Below are 17,511 nucleotides of genomic sequence, written 5' to 3'. Positions count from 1 at the left end.
TTTTTTATAAGCTAACGAACTTAGGCTGTTAGTTAAGGCTGTGAGAACCTAAATGTAAAAGCTCACAGAGAAAGTTCGAAGAACGAAATGTAAAATGCTCGAAGAGAAAGTTCATGTTTCCAAATATAAAAGCTCTAAAGAGAAAGTTCTGCTAACCAAATATAAAATTTGGAGCATCACTTTTTGGACATTCACTTTTCGATTCTCACTTTTTGGACTCTCGCGTATCTACTTAAAACAGAGGAGGGAACTTTTATGGTTATTATAAAAGATGAAGAATTTATTAGAGGAAATTGCCCAATGACAAAGGAAGATATAAGAATACTTTCGATTGTGAAGATGAATTTAAACGAAAATTCTTTAGTTTTGGATGTGGGAAGCGGAACAGGAAGTATTACAGTTCAAGCAGCTAAGATTGCAAAAAATGGCAAGGTACTAGCAATAGAAAAAGAAGATGAAGCTTTTGAAGTTACTGAAAGTAATGTTAGAAAGTTTGAGTGTGATAATGTGAAAATAATGAAAAAAGAAGCAAGTAAGGTATTAGATAATTTAATTTCACAAAATCTAAAGTTTGATTCAGTATTTATTGGTGGGAGCAGTGGAAATTTAGAAGAGATAATGCTTAAAGTCAATTCTGTTCTAATTAAAAATGGAACAATAGTTATGAATTTTATTACTTTAGATAATGCATGTAAAGCAATTGAAATTATTAAAACTTTAAATTATAAATTTGAAGTTTCACTAATTAATATAAGTAAAAATCGTGAAAATACATTGATGATGATAGCAAATAATCCTATATATATAATTCAGTGTATTAGAGGTTAAGGCACAATCAAAAAAATAACAAGTCTATTTGCTAGTCTATTTTCCATTATAAAGGAAGCTCGACTCGCATACGCTCTTCTTGAGTAAGCGAGTCACACAAAATCATTTTTTAATGAGGTTAACACCCTTTGGTTGTTAACTAAGTTCGAAGAGCCAAATATAAAATTTGGACTCTCATTTATCTGCTCATCGGCCAATCGACCTAATAGGCTCGCTATGAGGGCGATTTGATGAAAAATATTCATGGCAACTTTGGGCTTGTTATTTATTTTCATGTGCCTAAATTAGAAAGTGAGGAATTAAACAAATGGCAACATTATACGGAATAGGGGTAGGACCTGGAGATTCAGAACTACTAACAGTTAAGGCAGTAAGAACTATAGAAAAGTGTCAAGTTATAGTTGCGCCATGTGCAACAGAAGATGGTGAAAGTATTGCACTTGAGACTGTTAGAGAATATATAAAACCAGGAACGGAAGTAATTATAAAGCATTTTCCAATGGGAAAAAAGGATAGAGTTATAAAAGCATTGGAAGCTTATGAATTTATAGAATGTAGACTTAAAGAAGGAAAAGATGTTGTATTTTTAACAATTGGAGATCCTTATGTTTACAGTACATATAGTCACATGTTAAAGCATGTTAGAGATTGTGGATTTGAAGTACAAACAATTCCAGGAATAACATCATTTTGTGCAGCAGCAAGTTTAGTTAATAAAACTTTAGTAGTTGGTGATGAAAAATTAGTAGTTATGCCAGCAACTAAGGCATGTGAAATAACTGATGAAAAGTTTGTTATAATAATGAAGTTATATAAACATGAAGAAGAGGTACTTGACATTTTAGAAGAAAAAGGTTTCGATTATGTTTACGCAAGTAGAGTTGGAAGAGAAGGCGAAATGGTTTCAACGGAGCGAGAAGAGATATTACAACTTAGAGATTATATGTCTTTAATTATAGCAAGCAGAAATTAGATCAATTAACAGTTAACAATTAACAATGAACAATTGAGGAGAAAATCTCTACGAGATTTTTTATAAAATATATTGTTACAGAAATTGCAGAGCAATTTCAACCTTAATTGTTAATTGTACACTGTTAATTGTTAATTGAATCAGAAGGAGTGTAGAATATGATTTATTTTATAGGTGCAGGTCCTGGAGCTGTTGATTTGATAACAGTTAAGGGGAGAGATTTATTAGAAAGAGCAGATGTTGTAGTATATGCTGGCTCTTTAGTTTCTAAGGAACATTTAGAATATTGTAGACATGATGTCCAAGTTTACAATTCTGCAAATATGACTTTAGAAGATGTAATGGAAATTATGACAATGGAAGAGCAAATGGGTAAATTAGTTGTAAGATTACATACAGGCGATCCATCAATTTATGGAGCTATAAGAGAACAAATGGTGGAGCTCGATAGAGTTAATATTTCTTATGAAGTTGTACCAGGGGTTAGTTCATTTACAGGAGCAGCAGCAGCAATTAATAGAGAATTTACTTTGCCGGGAGTATCTCAAACTGTTATTTTAACAAGGGTTGAAGGGAGAACTCCAGTTCCAGAAAATGAAGATCTTGAAGCGTTAGCATCCATTGGAGCATCAATGGCAATATTTTTATCAATTTCTATGATTGATAAGGTTGTTGAAAAATTAAGAAAAGGATATAAAAAAAATGTTGCTATAGCTGTAGTGGAAAGAGCAACGTGGTCAGATCAAAGAATAATAATGGGTCATTTAGATGATATAGCAGAAAAAGTTAAAGAAAGCAATATAACTAAGTGTGCTCAAATATTAGTTGGAGATTTTATTGATAGTGACTTTGAAAATAGTTTATTATATGATAAGAATTTTTCACATATGTATAGGGATGCTGAGGATACAAAATAATGGAGAAAAGCAATTCTTTGAGCGAAGATGTTAATTGTAAGAATAAAGAAATAGATAATAAGAGAATTGATAATGAGAAAAATGATGACGTAGCTTTTGGATATTCTGAAAAGAGCATAAGCATAGTTTGTCCATCGCCTAAAGGAAAAGAAATAGCTTTAAAACTGCAACAACACTTAAATGCAAAACTTTATATAAAAGAAAGTCATAATGAAGATTTTAAATTAAATGACATTACAAAAGAAGTTATGAAAACTTCAAAAGGAGTTATATTTATCGCTTCAACAGGAATTGCAGTAAGAGCAATTGCAACATTTTTAGAAGGTAAAGATAAAGATCCAGGAGTTGTAGTAGTTGATTTATCATCTAAATATGCAATAAATATTTTAAGTGGACATTTAGGCGGAGGCAATGAACTTACACTTAGAGTAGCACAAATTCTAAATGTTCAATCTATTATAACTACAGCAACTGATAATTTGGATTTAATTGCACCTGATGTCCTTGCAAAAGATAACAATTTAATCATAGAAGATTTAAAGAAGGCTAAGTATATAGCTTCACTTTTGGTAGAGGAAAAAACAATTGGAATAAAAGATGAATATGATATGATTAAAATTAGTAAGGGATATGAGAAAATTCAAGGTTTAAAAGAAAATTGCATTTGGATAACTCATGATTTAGAGAAGAATATTATCCAGGGGAAGTTAGATTATTCTAAGATATTAAGACTAATAAAAAAAGATGTGGTTTTAGGAATTGGCTGTAGAAGAGGTACACCTTATGAAAAATTATATGATTTTATAAATAATAGTTTGCTAAAATATAATTTAGATATAAGAGCAGTGGCATATATAGTCTCTGTGGATGTAAAATCAAATGAAGAGGGAATTATTAAATTATCACAAAAGATTAATTGCCCATTTAAAACCTTTGAAAGAGAAGAAATAAAAACTGTTCAAGATAAATATGAAAAAAGTGAATTTGTACTAAAAACTCTTGGAATAACTGGAGTTTGTGAACCTTGCGTAGATCTTGCAGGAGCAGAAGTTATTGTAAGTAAAGTAAAGCATGAGGGGATGACTCTAGCTATAGGAGTACTGAAAAATACTTAGGCACAATCAAAAAAATAACAAGTCCATCTGCCAGCCTATTTTCCATCATCCTGCGTCATTAAAATACCATAATAGGCCCGCTATGATGGCACTTTACTTCCTTGCATGATGAAAAATATTCATGGCAGTTTTGGACTTGTTATTTATTTTCATGTGCCTTAGCAGAATTCTTTACAAAATATGTTATGATAGTTATAGGTTATTCAATTTTCGTTACACGTGAGATTATTGCAGAAGGCAAAAATATTATTTTTAAAGTTAATGAATAGATTTTAGATAAATAAAATCTATTAAGGGAAAAGGGGGAGAATATGACGATTTTAGATATGTTAATTAGTAGACATACAAATAATAACTTAATAACAAATGCATTAGAGATTATTAAGGATGATTATACAAACTTAGTAAATGATAATTATGAATTGACAATCGATGAAAATAGTGAATTAGCAATTAAAATTCCCAGCTTAGAAAAGCGAGATGAATATGTATACAATAGTATAGCTGAATATCAATATCCTTTAATAATGTGTATGAGGATTTCAGAATCAAATAATAATGAAAAATATGGACATGTATTAGCTAAGTTTTTGGAATTATATAAAGATAAGTTAGAATTGTTTTTTAAAGATGTAATTACAGTTAATAAGTTAAAGGAAAGAATATTAAAAACTAAGTATAATATAGATACTGTAACTTATGCTTCAATAATTATAATGGTTTTAGGCGCAATATCTTTATGTATATTATCGGATGCGTCTCAAATAGTAAGAAATGTAATTGTAATAGGAATAGTGATATTTTCTATAACGGCTTTAGTAATGCAAATTACAAAAGAAGGACAAGTTAAAAATGTTGTAGACGCTTATATTAATTTAGTAAAAACAGAATGGTATGTAAAAGAATTAAAAAAACAATATGTGTTTCTTTGCAACTTTATGGGATAAAGTATTAAAAATTTAATACAATATTATTAATATAGATAACCACAGTGGAACTCATACTTATGCCTACATCCGCCGAAATTGAATATGCTCCTAAGTATAGTAAATGTTGAATATAATACCAAGCATAAGTAAAACTTTAGTAGTGGGCATCTATATGATTAAGACATATTTAAAATTTAAAAATAGCAACTTAAATGGACCTATCTGTAGTAATAGAGGGTCCTTTTATTATGCTAAAATTATTTGTAATAGTGTATTAATTATGGTAAGTATATATACTTAGTAGTAGGAAAACATATAAGGATAATTAAACTTGATTTTAGTAAAAAATTGACTTGATTTTACTTGTGATATACACTAAAAGTATATTAATTAATTTATGCAAAGTATTTGAATAGTATTCTAACTATTTATTTTAATGATTATTATTAATAAGGAGGAAATTCAGGTGGCTACTATAAAAGAAATAGCATCTCTTGCAGAAGTTTCTATATCAACAGTTTCTAGAGTTTTAAATTTTGATGAAACATTAAATGTTACTGATATTACAAGAGAAAAAATACTAAAAATCGCAGATGAGCTTGAATATATATCATCAAAAACTAAAAAGTCTAAAAACAAAAGATCTCAAAATATAGGGATTGTTTATTGGTATAATTATGAGGAAGAGCTAGGAGATCCATATTATTTATCAATAAGATTAGCAGCTGAAAAAAAGTGTAATCAAAATAACTTTAATTTAGTAAAATTGAGTGAAGATAGTGATATTAATGATATTAAAAATGTTAATGGAATAATTGCAATTGGAAGATTTACAGAGTCTACTATAGAAAAATTAGCAAGTGCAAATGAAAATATAGTGTTTGTAGATTTTTCACCTGATGAAAATAGATTTGATTCTGTAATGGCGGATTTAGGGAAATCTACAACTAAAATATTAAACTATTTATATGAACTTGGTCATAGAAAGATAGGTTTTATTGGTGGTAAGGGACCAGACGATTTATCTTATGAAAATATCAATGCGGATGAAAGATATATTAAGTATAGGGAGTTTATGGAGCAAAAGGGTATATATAATCCTGAATACAGATACCAAGGGGAAAGATTTTCGTTTAAAGTGGGATATGATCTTGCAATAGAAGCATTAAAATCTAAAGATAGAGTTACTGCACTTTTTGTTGGAAATGATACGATGGCAGTTGGAGCGTATAAGGCAATCTCAGAGGCAGGCTTATCTATACCAAACGATATTAGTATTGTTGGATTTAATGATCAACCTAGTGCGAAATATATGATTCCATCATTAACAACTATAAGGATACCAAGCGAGTACTTAGGAAGTGCAGCTGTTGATTTGTTAATTGAAAATATAAATGGAAGCAGAGAATATAACAAAAAGGTAATAATACCAACTGAATTTAAAATAAGAGAAAGTTGTACACCATTGAAAAAATCGGAAATGTAACCTAAAACTTATTAAGTGCAACTCCAAATTTTAATATAATAAAAAAGTTTACTAAAAACAATAAATATTTAGTAAACTTTTTTGTTGCATAAAAGAAATTATCTAACAAATTAGTAGGATTTCCTTACTGAACAACATAAAAAATTACTATAATCTAAAAAAAGAACAAATTTAATTTTTGATGTTATAAAATTATTACCAATTATCATTAATATTATAATAACGTTTACTATGCTGAAATTGCTATAATGTAAACAGATACATAAGTGATATAAATAAAAGAAGTTATGTATAAACCGAAAAAATTTAAGGGGGAATTATTTATGAAACTTAAAAAAATTATGGCAACTGTTTTAACTACTGCAATGGTATTTGGCTTGGTTGGATGTGGATCATCATCAAGTAGTAGTTCGGGATCAACAACTAAAGCAAAAGATGATAAAAAAATTACTGTTTGGGCTTGGGATGATACATTCAACATCAAAGCTGCAAATATGGCGAAAGAAAGATATTTAAAGGATCATCCAGATGTTACTATTGATGTAGTAAGTATGGCACAAGATGATGTAGTACAAAAATTAAATACAAGTCTTTCATCAGGTACATATGATGGACTTCCTAATGTTGTATTAATTGAAGATTATAAGATTCAAAATTATATACAATCTTATCCAGGAGAACTTAAAGATTTAAGTAGTAAAGTTGATAAAACTAAATTTATGGATTATAAATTAAATGTTATGACAGAAGGAAGTAAGTTATATGGAGTACCATTTGATAGTGGTGTAGCAGGATTATTTTATAGAACAGACTTAATTGAACAAGCTGGATATACGAAAGAAGATATGAAAGATCTTACTTGGGAGAAATATATTGAAATTGGAAAAGCTGTAAAAGCAAAAACTGGAAAAGCAATGCTTACTATTGATCCAAGTGATTTAAATCAACTTAGAATCATGATGCAATCAGCAGGTTCATGGTATGTAAAAGCAGATGGTAAAACAGTAGATATAGCTGGTAATGAAGCGTTGAAACAAGCTGTTACTATCTATAAACAAATGGTAGATGCAGGCATTACAAAGCAAGTATCTGGATGGGATGCATTCCTAGCAGCGTTCCAAAAAGGTGATGTTGCAAGTGTTGCAAGTGGTTGTTGGATTTCTTCTTCAATACAAGCTTCACAAGATCAAAGTGGAAAATGGGCAGTAGCTGCTATTCCAAGATTAGGAGCAAATGCGAAATCAGTAAATGCATCTAATAGCGGTGGTAGTAGTTGGTATGTTTTAGATAAAGTTGGCAATTCAGACTTAGCTGCTGACTTCTTAGGAAGCACATTCGCATCAAGCGATGATTTAATGAATGATTTAGTACCAGGAATTGGATTAGTTAGTACATTAAAATCAGCAAGCTCAAGCAAAAATTATACAGAACCTGTAAAATTCTATGGCGATCAAGCAGTATTTAAAGATTTTTCAGATTGGTCTACAAAAATCCCTACTGTAAACTATGGTCTTTACACATATAAATTAGAAAGTGTTATGTCAGAAGGAATGCAAAAAATCGTTGCTGGAGAAGACATAGATTCAACACTTAAGAATACACAAGCTCAAGCAGAAGCTGCAGTAAGTAAATAGTAAAATAACTATAATTAAAAAATAGAAATTTATAGAGACTATTTGTTAAAATTTTAAATATAGATTTAGCAAATAGTCTTTATAAATCCTAAGGGAGTTGATTAAAAATGAAGCGTAAAAACCATACAGGAATGAACAGCAAGGAAAACCTTTGGGGTTGGATATTTGTATCATTAGGCACATTTTTATTAGGATTATTTGTATTTTATCCTATGGTACAATCTTTAATTATGTCATTAAAAACAGGTAAGGGAAATAGTTTAAAGTTTAGTGGCTTAGATAACTATATAAGAATGTTCTCAGATCCAACTTTAATTAAAGCCGTAGGAAATACATTTATATTTTTATTAGTTCAAGTTCCAGTAATGATTATTTTTGCACTTATTATTGCTTCAGTTCTTAATGATAGAAAATTAAAATTTAGTGGATTTTTTAGAACAGCAATTTTCTTGCCTTGTGTAGCATCTTTGGTTGGATATTCAGTTATTATTAAGAGTATATTTTCATCAGATGGTTTAGTAAATAAATTACTTATGGCTATTCATGCTATTTCAGTACCAATTGAGTGGGTTACACATCCATTTTGGGCTAAAATATTAATGATAATTGCAATTACTTGGAGATGGACAGGATATAATATGATATTTTATTTAGCTGGGTTACAGAATATTGATAATTCAATTTATGAAGCAGCTGATATTGATGGAGCATCTCCATTTAAGAAATTTACAAGTATAACAATACCATTATTAAAACCTATAATTTTATTTACAACAATTACTTCAACGATTGGGACGTTACAACTATTTGATGAAGTTGTAAATATTACAAAAGGTGGTCCAGCTAATTCAACAATGACTATTTCAAAATATATATATGATTTATGCTTTACGTATACACCAGACTTTGGATATGCAACAGCAGTAGCTTATCTTATTGTTGTTATGGTAATAATATTAGCCTTAATTCAATTTAAAATAGGAGGCGACAAAAATGACTAGGAAGTTAAATTTAGCAATTAAGTATTTATTTTTAAGTGTAGCATCGTTAGTTTCTATATTTCCATTCTTTTGGATGATTATTAGTGCAACCAATAAATCAGTTGACGTAACAAGAGGGAAGTTATCTCCAGGAAGTGATTTTATGGAAAATTTAAATAATCTTTTAAAGCCAGAGCTGGGATTTGTTACTTCTTTGAGTATGTCAGCAAAAATTGCAATTATAACTACTATACTTGCACTACTCGTGTCATCTATAGCTGGCTATGGGTTTGAAATATTTAGAACTAGGTCTAGAGATAGATTATTCACAATTTTACTTTTATCTATGATGATTCCATTTTCAGCATTGATGATACCGTTATTTAAACTTTTTGCATCAGTAAATGGAACACCTTTGAAATTCATGGGATTAAATTCATTATGGGCTGTAATATTGCCTGGTGTTTGTACTGCATTCTTAATTTTCTTCTTTAGACAAAATACAAAAGCATTTCCTAAAGATATTTTAGAGGCAGCAAGAATTGATGGTTTAGGGGAAATTGCAATCTTCTTTAAAATATTTATGCCAACTATGAAATCAACTTATGCAGCAGCAGCAATTATTACATTTATGGGTTCATGGAATGCTTATTTATGGCCATTAATTGCATTACAATCACCAGAAAAGAAAACTGTTTTACTTATAATTTCCAAAATGTCATCAAGTTATTCACCTGATTATGGTTTAATTATGATAGCTATAGTAATTACAACTATACCTACTGCATTAATATTCTTCATTATGCAAAAGCATTTTGTTGCAGGAATGACTGGGGCAGTAAAATAACATTCCATAAAATTAGAAAATGTAATTTAATCACAAGAAGTTGAAATAGAGAATAAATTTCTTGTAAGATAATGAAAATAAGTGTGTTCATAAAATATTGGAGGAAAAGCTTATGAAGAACGAATTTACCATACTTAATAGTAAAATAAATGGATTTCTACACGGTGGTGATTATAATCCAGATCAATGGCTAAAATATCCTGAAGTATTAAAAGATGATGTTCGCCTTCTCAAACTTGCAAATTGCAATTGCGTTTCTATAAATATATTCGGATGGAGTGCAATAGAGTCAGAGGAAGGTAAGTATACATTTGAGTGGTTAGATAAAATTATGGATGACATGGCGAAAAATAATATTCATGTAATTTTATCTACACCAAGTGGTGCAAGACCTGCGTGGATGTCAGAGAAATATCCAGAAGTTTTAAGAGTAAATGGTGATAGAACTAAAAACCTTCATGGGCAAAGACATAATCATTGTTTTACTTCACCAATATATAGAAAAAAAACTTATGAAATCAATAAAATTTTAGCTAAAAGATATAAAGATCATCCAGCTTTAATTATGTGGCACATTTCTAATGAATATGGAGGCGAGTGTCATTGTGAACTTTGCCAAGAAGCATTTAGAAATTATCTTAAGGGAAAGTATAATAATGATTTAGAAAAATTAAATGAAGTATGGTGGACGGGATTTTGGAGTCATAGATTTAATAGTTGGTCACAAGTAGAAAGTCCATCAGAAAAAGGTGAAATATATGTTCATGGACATAATCTTGATTGGAAGAGATTTGTTACAGAGCAAACTATAGATTTTTATAAAAATGAAATTGCACCAATAAGAGAAATAACTCCAAGTGTTCCTGTAACAGCTAATTTCATGGGAAATTATCCTCATATGGGATTATTCACAGGCCTTGATTACTGGAAATTCGCAAAAGAAGTAGATGTAGCATCTTGGGATAACTATCCTGCATGGCATAATGATTTTGAAACTACTGCTGAACTTGCAGCTAATGTTGGATTTGTACATGATATATATAAATCTTTAAAAGGAGGGCAACCGTTTTTAATTATGGAAAGCACGCCAAGTCTAGTAAATTGGCATGATACTAATAAATTAAAACGTCCTGGAATGCATTTACTATCATCAATGCAAGGTTTAGCTCATGGGGCAGATTCGGTTTTATATTTTCAATGGAGAAAAGGAAGAGGAGCTTCAGAAAAATTCCATGGAGCTGTAGTAGATCACTCAGGACATGAAAACACTAGAGTGTTTAGGGAAGTAACAGAAGTTGGAGAAACATTAAATAAGTTAAAAGAAATTCAAGGATCAACTAGCAAATCAGAAGTAGCAATAATATATGATATTGAAAATAAATGGGCTATTGATGATGCACAAGCTCTAAAGAAATATAAAAAGGGCTATGAAGAGAGCTGTCAAGAATGTTATAAGGTATTTTGGGGAAATGGAATTCCAGTGGATATTATTAATATGGACTGTGATCTTTCAAATTATAAACTTATAGTAGCACCAATGTTATATATGATTCGTCCGAATGTTTCAGAGAGAATTAATGAATTTGTAAAGAATGGTGGAACACTTGTAACTACTTATTTTAGTGGGATTGTAGATGAAAATGATCTTTGTTTCTTAGGAGGATTCCCAGGACCGCTCCGAGATGTTACAGGAATTTGGTCAGAAGAAATAGATTCCTTATATGATAATGAAGTAAATTATATAGACTTTAATGATGTCAAAGTAGATGGATTAAAAGGCAGTTACAAAGTGAATGATTATTGTGATTTAATTCATGCAGAAACTGCAGAGGTTCTTGGAGTATACAAAAATGATTTTTATGCAAATATGCCAGCACTCACAGTAAATAACTATGGAGAAGGAAAAGCATATTATATAGCAGCAAGAACAGGTGAAGATTTTAATAATGATTTCTATTTAAAGCTTACTCACGATTTAGACATAAAGAGTGTTATTGATGGAAAATTACCTAAGGGTGTTACAGCGCAAATGCGTAGTAATAAAGATAATAAATATACATTTATCATGAATTTTACAGAAGAAGAAAAGAAAATATCACTGGGAAAAGAAGAATATGTAGATATGATTACAGGAGAAAAAGTGAGCAAGGAAATTATATTAAATCAATATGGGGTAAAAGTGTTAAAACAATAAACTGATTGAGGGTTTGTGATATTTTTGGGAATTGAACTGTTATCTCTCTAATTCTTGAAAATATTATTTGATAGGAATAATTTTTAGTAAATATAAAGTTAACTTGCTTTCATAAGAAGGGTGAAACTATGAAAATTAAAGCGAAATTAGTTTTAGCATTTGTTTTAATTGTAAGTACTATTTCAATAAGTATATTTGCAATTATTTATTCTAATATTAGTAAAATGGCTTATGCTAATTATGAACAAACAGTAACTACTACTAGTAAATTAGGTTATGCATATGTGGATATGAAATACCTTGGTAAATGGAAAGCTTCTGATGGAAAACTATATAAAGGGGATTTCAAAATTAGCGATAATAATCAAATCGTAGATTATCTTCAAAATGAAAGTGGTGCTATGATTAGTATATTTTTAGGAGATACTAGAGTTTCTACAAACGTTATGGATGAAAAGGGGAATAAAGCAGTAGAAACAAAGGCTTCTGATGAAATCATTGATTTAGTTTTGAAACAAGGAAAAACATATGTTGGAAAAGCACAAGTGTTAGGTAGAGATACATTGTGTCAATACACGCCTATTAAAAATGCCCTTGGGGACACAATAGGAATGTGGTCTGTTGGTATAGATTATAGTGTTATAACTCAATATGTATTTAGGACTATTTCAAGCATTGCTATAATAATTTTAATACTTATAATTATAGGAATAGTCATATTTAATAAAATAGGATCTATTATTGTTAAATCAATTCATAAATTTAATGAGTGCTTATTAGTTATGTCCAGTGGTGATTTTACAGTTGCTTTAGATGATAAATTCTTGAAAGCAAAAGATGAAACAGGTACTATGTTTAAGAATCTAACAGTAATGCAAAACAACATAAGATTAATACTGAAAAATATAGAAAATCAGATATACTTGACTTCAAATACGAGCAAAGAATTAAATTTAACAGTTACAGAATTAAACTCTATTGTTGAAGATGCCAATATTGCTACTGAACAAATTGCAGCAGGATTAGAAGAATCAGCTGCATCTACAGAAGAAATAAGTTCAACAACTAATGAAATGGAAAATTCCGTTGAAGGAATTTCTGATACTACTAAAAAAGCATTATTATATTCAGAAGAAATTAAAAATCGAGCTAATAATTTTAAAACTGATTCTATAAACTTAGAAAACGAAACGCTTAAACTATGTAGTGAAAATAGTGATAAATTAAAAGAAGCTATAGATAAATCTGCTAAAGTGAATGAAATAAGTAATTTACTTGATGCTATATCTGATATAAGCAGTCAAACAAATCTTCTTTCTTTAAATGCATCAATTGAAGCAGCAAGAGCAGGTGAATCAGGAAAAGGATTTGCAGTAGTTGCAGCAGAAATCAAAAAATTGGCAGAAGAATCTGATATGACAACTAAAAGGATAAGAGATATAACCACTCATGTAATTCAAGCTGTGGATTCTTTGGTTACTAGCTCTACAAGTATATTAAAATTTATTGATGAGACAGTTATTGAAAATTATAAACAATTTTATGGAATTAGTAATTTTTATAGCAGTGATGCAAATTATTATAATGAAATATCACAAAAAATTGAAGAAGATGCGATGCAATTGTTATTATCAACAAAAGAGATTGCTTCTGCAATTAATAATGTTGCAATTTCGTCAGGCGATGGAGCTAATGATGCTGTGAATATTGCATCTAAAATTAATTTGTTATCAGAGAAATCACAAGATATTGAAAGAAATTCTAAACAGTGTGAAGAAGTTTCTAATCAATTGGGTAAAGCAATTGGTCAATTTAAAATATAGAATATCATACTTGCGTGTATCATCTGTGGAAATAAGCTGTTGAAACTTCTTAATGGAGGGTCATTCCATTTTTGCTTGTCCTGAGCTTGCAGAAGTGGGTGCACCCCTCCATTTAGAAGTTTATAGCAAAATTTTCCTAGTCCTGTGGAATAATATGCCACCTGAGGGCACAAATATGTATCCAATTTCGGTGAATTATACGCATTAGTCTTCTATAAATTCTTTTTGAGCAGGGATTATTACTTTTACAGTGGTTCCTTTGTTTAATTCACTCGTAATTGTTACCCCATAATCATCTCCATAAATAAGTTTTATTCTATCATTAACATTATGAACACCAATACTTGTGAAGTGTTCATGTTTTTTAGTAGATTTCTTAAGTATGCTTTTCATGTCCTCACTTGCTATTCCAACACCATTATCTATAATTTCACAAATTAAATTTCCAGCTTGTTCATTTACAAATATGTGTATAGAACCAGTTGATTTATCAGTAAATCCATGAAAAAATGCATTTTCAATAAATGGTTGCAATATTAATTTAGGAATAATATAATCCTCACAATTAGGAATTACAAAAAAGGTTACGTTAATGCTATCACCATAACGAATGTGATTAATTAAAACGTAATTTTTTAAATTGTCTATTTCCTCGAGTATGGTTATCATCTCATTTTTATTGCTAATTGTATTTTGAAGAAGAGAAATAAATGCATCAATAGTTTCGGTTGATTTTTCAATATTTCCTTGCCACATAAGCCACTTAATTGAAGATAAAGTGTTATAAATAAAATGTGGATTAATTTGCATTTGTAATGCATGGATTTCTGCTTTTCGTTTTTCCTTTTGCATTTTTATTTGTTCCTGAACATAATTATTTAATCCATCTAGCATATAGTTAAATGTAGATGATAATTCACGAACTTCATAGCCACCAACAACAGGAAGATGATTATTAAAATCACCGTGAATGATTTTAGGCATTGTTTTTACCAGAGCAGAAATTGGTTTTGTTGTCCTTCGTATAATAAAGAATGTAAGAATAATAAACAGTAATGCAATTAGTATAATAACCATAATGATTTGAGAAGAATTATATAGTTCATCTAAAACTATGTTTTTATCAATAGTGCCTACTATATTAAAATTATAAGTAGGTAAATGTTTTGATAATATTGCTACATCTGAAGAATTCAAATGAGTATTAATATATTTAAGATTATTTTCTAGAATATTATTTGATATATTATATAAATCTAAATTTTTAGTACCTATATTAGAAGTTAGATTGGAAGAAACAATAGTACCATCACTGGACATAATAGCAATATTGTTACCATTACCTACAAAATAATCGTAATATTTTTTGAATGTATTTTGATTAATGAGTACATAAACAAATCCATAAGGCACTCTAGTAAATTTATCACATAAAACTTTTGTTGTTACAATGGTACTAGAGTATTGTGTGTATTTTGTAAAACCGTGATCTAAATATTGATATAAAACCATATTTTTACTAGCTAAAGCATTCTTTGTAATATTATTATTTAAAATATCATTTACATCTGTAGTGATACAATCACTATTTCCAATAAAAGTTTTACCATTAAGTCCTATGGTTAATATAGTGATATCAAGAAAATCTTTTTTTGGCGCTATTTGATTTAAATTTGTAGACATATTATAAATAGTTTTATAATTAAGTTGTGGACTCAGCTCTGCTTCAGTAAGGTATCTTTCAAAATCTGGTATACTTTCAATTGCATTCATAGCATTAATTATCTTATCATTTAGAGAAATATAATTTTCAGTAATTTGAGTTAAAACCTTATAATTTGATTTACTAAAGGTATCAACAAGTGCATCTTTTGAGATTTTAATTGCAATCATACTAGTAGAAAAAGATACTAGTATAATACTTATAAGTACAATTGAAGCAACTCTAAAAAATAAGCTAGTAGAATGAAGAAATTTTAAAATTTTCAACATAGTTTTTATTCCCTTCTTGATATAAGTGTTAATTTTAAACATAATGAATTAATTAGTTTAATCATTAATTTTAATGCCATTTTTTCTAAAATTACTAGGAGTAAGTCCTGTAAATTTTTTAAAAACCTTGCAAAAGTAGCTATGATCAGAATATCCTACCATGCTACTAATATCAGAAATAGGAATATCTTGTTTTAAAAAATCACAAGCTTTTTCTATTCTGATTTTATTAAGAAATTCATTAAAACCTTCTTTGTTATGAGAGCTAAAGTAGGATGATAAATAGTAGTAATTAAAATTAAATAACTTTGAAACATCTGTTAAATTAAGTTGTTCATCATAATGAGCATGAATATACTGTATAATTTTATTAATCATATGAGTAGTTATTTTGCTTTTATGTTCTTCTATTATTTCTGTGAAATAGCTTAATATAGATTCATAATTTAGCATTAAATCTTCTGCATATCTGCTATTATCAATTTTATCGAAGCAATCACGTTTTAATATATTTGATGTAGCTGGATCAAAATTTAAATATTCTAAATTAGAAATAGCATTATAAAAAGAATTTTGTATTAAAGTTTTAAGTTCAAATTCCGTAAGAGATTTATTAGAAATTGCTTTTATAATGTACTGGGTTAACATTTCAAAAGCATTTGAAATTTGTAGTATAGCAATTGATTCAGAAAAACTTTTAAAATTAAATTTATCCATTGATGGTGGAATTTCAAAATTTTCAGAACACAAAAAATGAATATTTTTATTATAAAAATATTGTTGTGTTAAGACTGAAAAATCTTTATCATATACGGTTTTAATATTTGCAATAGAATCAAATTTTTTGCTTAAAACAAAAAATACTTCAGGAAAATTACGTGAAACTGTATCACAAATTTCAGCTAATTTAGTTACTATATTACTATAATTTTCATTGTGAAAATTTATAACAAAAACAATGATTTCGTTTTCAATATTTACGAGTTGAATACTTTGATTTTGGTTAACATCCTTTGAGGAAAATTCTTGATCAATTTCAGAAATAATGAAATCAAGCATTTTATTACGTTTATCATAGATATTATATGTATTTTTTGCATTTATGCCAAATAGACAAAAAGATGGATTAATGAATAAAGTATTTAAATAGTCAAAATCGATATTACTATCAAAGCCGAGAATAAGTCTATTTAATATACTATTTGCATTAACAGCACCTTTAGTAGGTAAAGTAAAGTTTTGTACTTCACTTGAAGCCTTTTTTAATGTTTTAATTAGTTCCGCTGGATTCAATGATGGTTTTAAAATATAATCAACAGCGCCATGTTGAAATGAAGACTTTACATATTCAAAATCACTAAAACTGCTTAAAATGATAATTTGAATTTGAGGATATTTTTCTTGTACGAATTTAGCTAATTCAATACCATCCATTTGTGGCATTAGAATATCTGAAATAATAATATCGGGGGGATTATCTTTGATAATTTCAATAGCTTCTTGACCATTTGAAGCTTGACCGATAAATTGAAAGCCTTCTTGCTCCCAATCAATCATGTGAGTAATTCCCTGGCGCATGATAAATTCATCATCAACAATCAGGATTTTACAAAATTCACTCAATAACTGCACCTCAATTCTAAATTTCCGCAATATTTAGTATATAATATTTAATATTTTGACAATTATAGTATATTGTTTAATTTCAATTATAGCTTATAAATAAATTATTTTCAATCAAGAAAAATGTTTTACTGAATTTTTACTAAAAAGCATTGATATTTTAGTAAAAC

13 protein-coding genes are annotated in these 17,511 nt (G+C 28.7%); 11 read left to right on the top strand and 2 right to left on the bottom strand.

Annotated elements, in window-relative coordinates; translation table 11 throughout:
• Positions 1 to 255: 255 nt before the first annotated feature.
• The 11 genes from cbiT to psyc5s11_RS19205 all read left to right on the top strand — a co-directional run bounded on the left by cbiT (position 256) and on the right by psyc5s11_RS19205 (position 13,726).
• Complete coding sequence (cbiT, locus tag psyc5s11_RS19255) at positions 256 to 828, top strand: precorrin-6Y C5,15-methyltransferase (decarboxylating) subunit CbiT (RefSeq protein WP_224034104.1); 573 nt, start codon at positions 256 to 258, stop codon at positions 826 to 828.
• A 307-nt stretch (positions 829 to 1,135) separates the two neighbouring features.
• Entirely contained in the window at positions 1,136 to 1,801 is a 666-nt protein-coding gene (locus psyc5s11_RS19250; RefSeq protein ID WP_224034103.1) for a cobalt-factor II C(20)-methyltransferase, read from the top strand.
• Positions 1,802 to 1,959: 158 nt separating this feature from the next.
• Positions 1,960 to 2,718, top strand: a complete 759-nt coding sequence (cobM, locus tag psyc5s11_RS19245) for a precorrin-4 C(11)-methyltransferase (RefSeq protein ID WP_224034102.1) — start codon at positions 1,960 to 1,962, stop codon at positions 2,716 to 2,718.
• Positions 2,718 to 3,833 (top strand): cobalt-precorrin 5A hydrolase, encoded by a 1,116-nt coding sequence (cbiG, locus tag psyc5s11_RS19240; RefSeq protein WP_224034101.1) that lies wholly within the window; start codon positions 2,718 to 2,720, stop codon positions 3,831 to 3,833. The genes cobM and cbiG overlap by 1 nt, the downstream gene beginning before the upstream one ends.
• A gap of 311 nt (positions 3,834 to 4,144) precedes the next feature.
• Complete coding sequence (locus tag psyc5s11_RS19235; RefSeq protein WP_224034100.1) at positions 4,145 to 4,780, top strand: hypothetical protein; 636 nt, start codon at positions 4,145 to 4,147, stop codon at positions 4,778 to 4,780.
• 448 nt (positions 4,781 to 5,228) lie between these two features.
• On the top strand, positions 5,229 to 6,248 hold the full coding sequence (locus tag psyc5s11_RS19230; protein ID WP_224034099.1) for a LacI family DNA-binding transcriptional regulator: 1,020 nt from the start codon (positions 5,229 to 5,231) through the stop codon (positions 6,246 to 6,248).
• Between the two features lie 323 nt (positions 6,249 to 6,571).
• Complete coding sequence (locus tag psyc5s11_RS19225) at positions 6,572 to 7,882, top strand: ABC transporter substrate-binding protein (RefSeq protein WP_224034098.1); 1,311 nt, start codon at positions 6,572 to 6,574, stop codon at positions 7,880 to 7,882.
• A gap of 107 nt (positions 7,883 to 7,989) precedes the next feature.
• Positions 7,990 to 8,883, top strand: a complete 894-nt coding sequence (locus psyc5s11_RS19220; RefSeq protein WP_224034097.1) for a carbohydrate ABC transporter permease — start codon at positions 7,990 to 7,992, stop codon at positions 8,881 to 8,883.
• Positions 8,876 to 9,709 (top strand): carbohydrate ABC transporter permease, encoded by an 834-nt coding sequence (locus psyc5s11_RS19215; RefSeq protein ID WP_224034096.1) that lies wholly within the window; start codon positions 8,876 to 8,878, stop codon positions 9,707 to 9,709. Before psyc5s11_RS19220 ends, psyc5s11_RS19215 begins: the two co-directional genes overlap by 8 nt.
• A gap of 112 nt (positions 9,710 to 9,821) precedes the next feature.
• Positions 9,822 to 11,903, top strand: coding sequence for a beta-galactosidase (locus psyc5s11_RS19210; protein ID WP_224034095.1), 2,082 nt, complete (start codon positions 9,822 to 9,824; stop codon positions 11,901 to 11,903).
• Positions 11,904 to 12,031: 128 nt separating this feature from the next.
• Complete coding sequence (locus psyc5s11_RS19205) at positions 12,032 to 13,726, top strand: methyl-accepting chemotaxis protein (RefSeq protein WP_224034094.1); 1,695 nt, start codon at positions 12,032 to 12,034, stop codon at positions 13,724 to 13,726.
• Between the two features lie 204 nt (positions 13,727 to 13,930).
• Here psyc5s11_RS19205 and psyc5s11_RS19200 read toward each other — a convergent pair whose 3' ends face one another.
• Positions 13,931 to 15,718, bottom strand: coding sequence for a sensor histidine kinase (locus tag psyc5s11_RS19200; RefSeq protein ID WP_224034093.1), 1,788 nt, complete (start codon positions 15,716 to 15,718; stop codon positions 13,931 to 13,933).
• Positions 15,719 to 15,775: 57 nt separating this feature from the next.
• Positions 15,776 to 17,341 carry a response regulator gene (locus psyc5s11_RS19195; protein WP_224034092.1) on the bottom strand — a complete coding sequence of 522 codons (1,566 nt, stop codon included), beginning with the start codon at positions 17,339 to 17,341 and terminating at the stop codon, positions 15,776 to 15,778.
• Positions 17,342 to 17,511: the final 170 nt, after the last annotated feature.

Origin of the sequence: Clostridium gelidum (genome assembly GCF_019977655.1) — a bacterium.
GTDB classification, from domain to species: Bacteria; Bacillota; Clostridia; order Clostridiales; family Clostridiaceae; genus Clostridium; species Clostridium gelidum.
The sequence above is the reverse complement of the archived record's forward strand: the minus strand, read 5'-3'. Positions and strand labels throughout refer to the sequence as shown.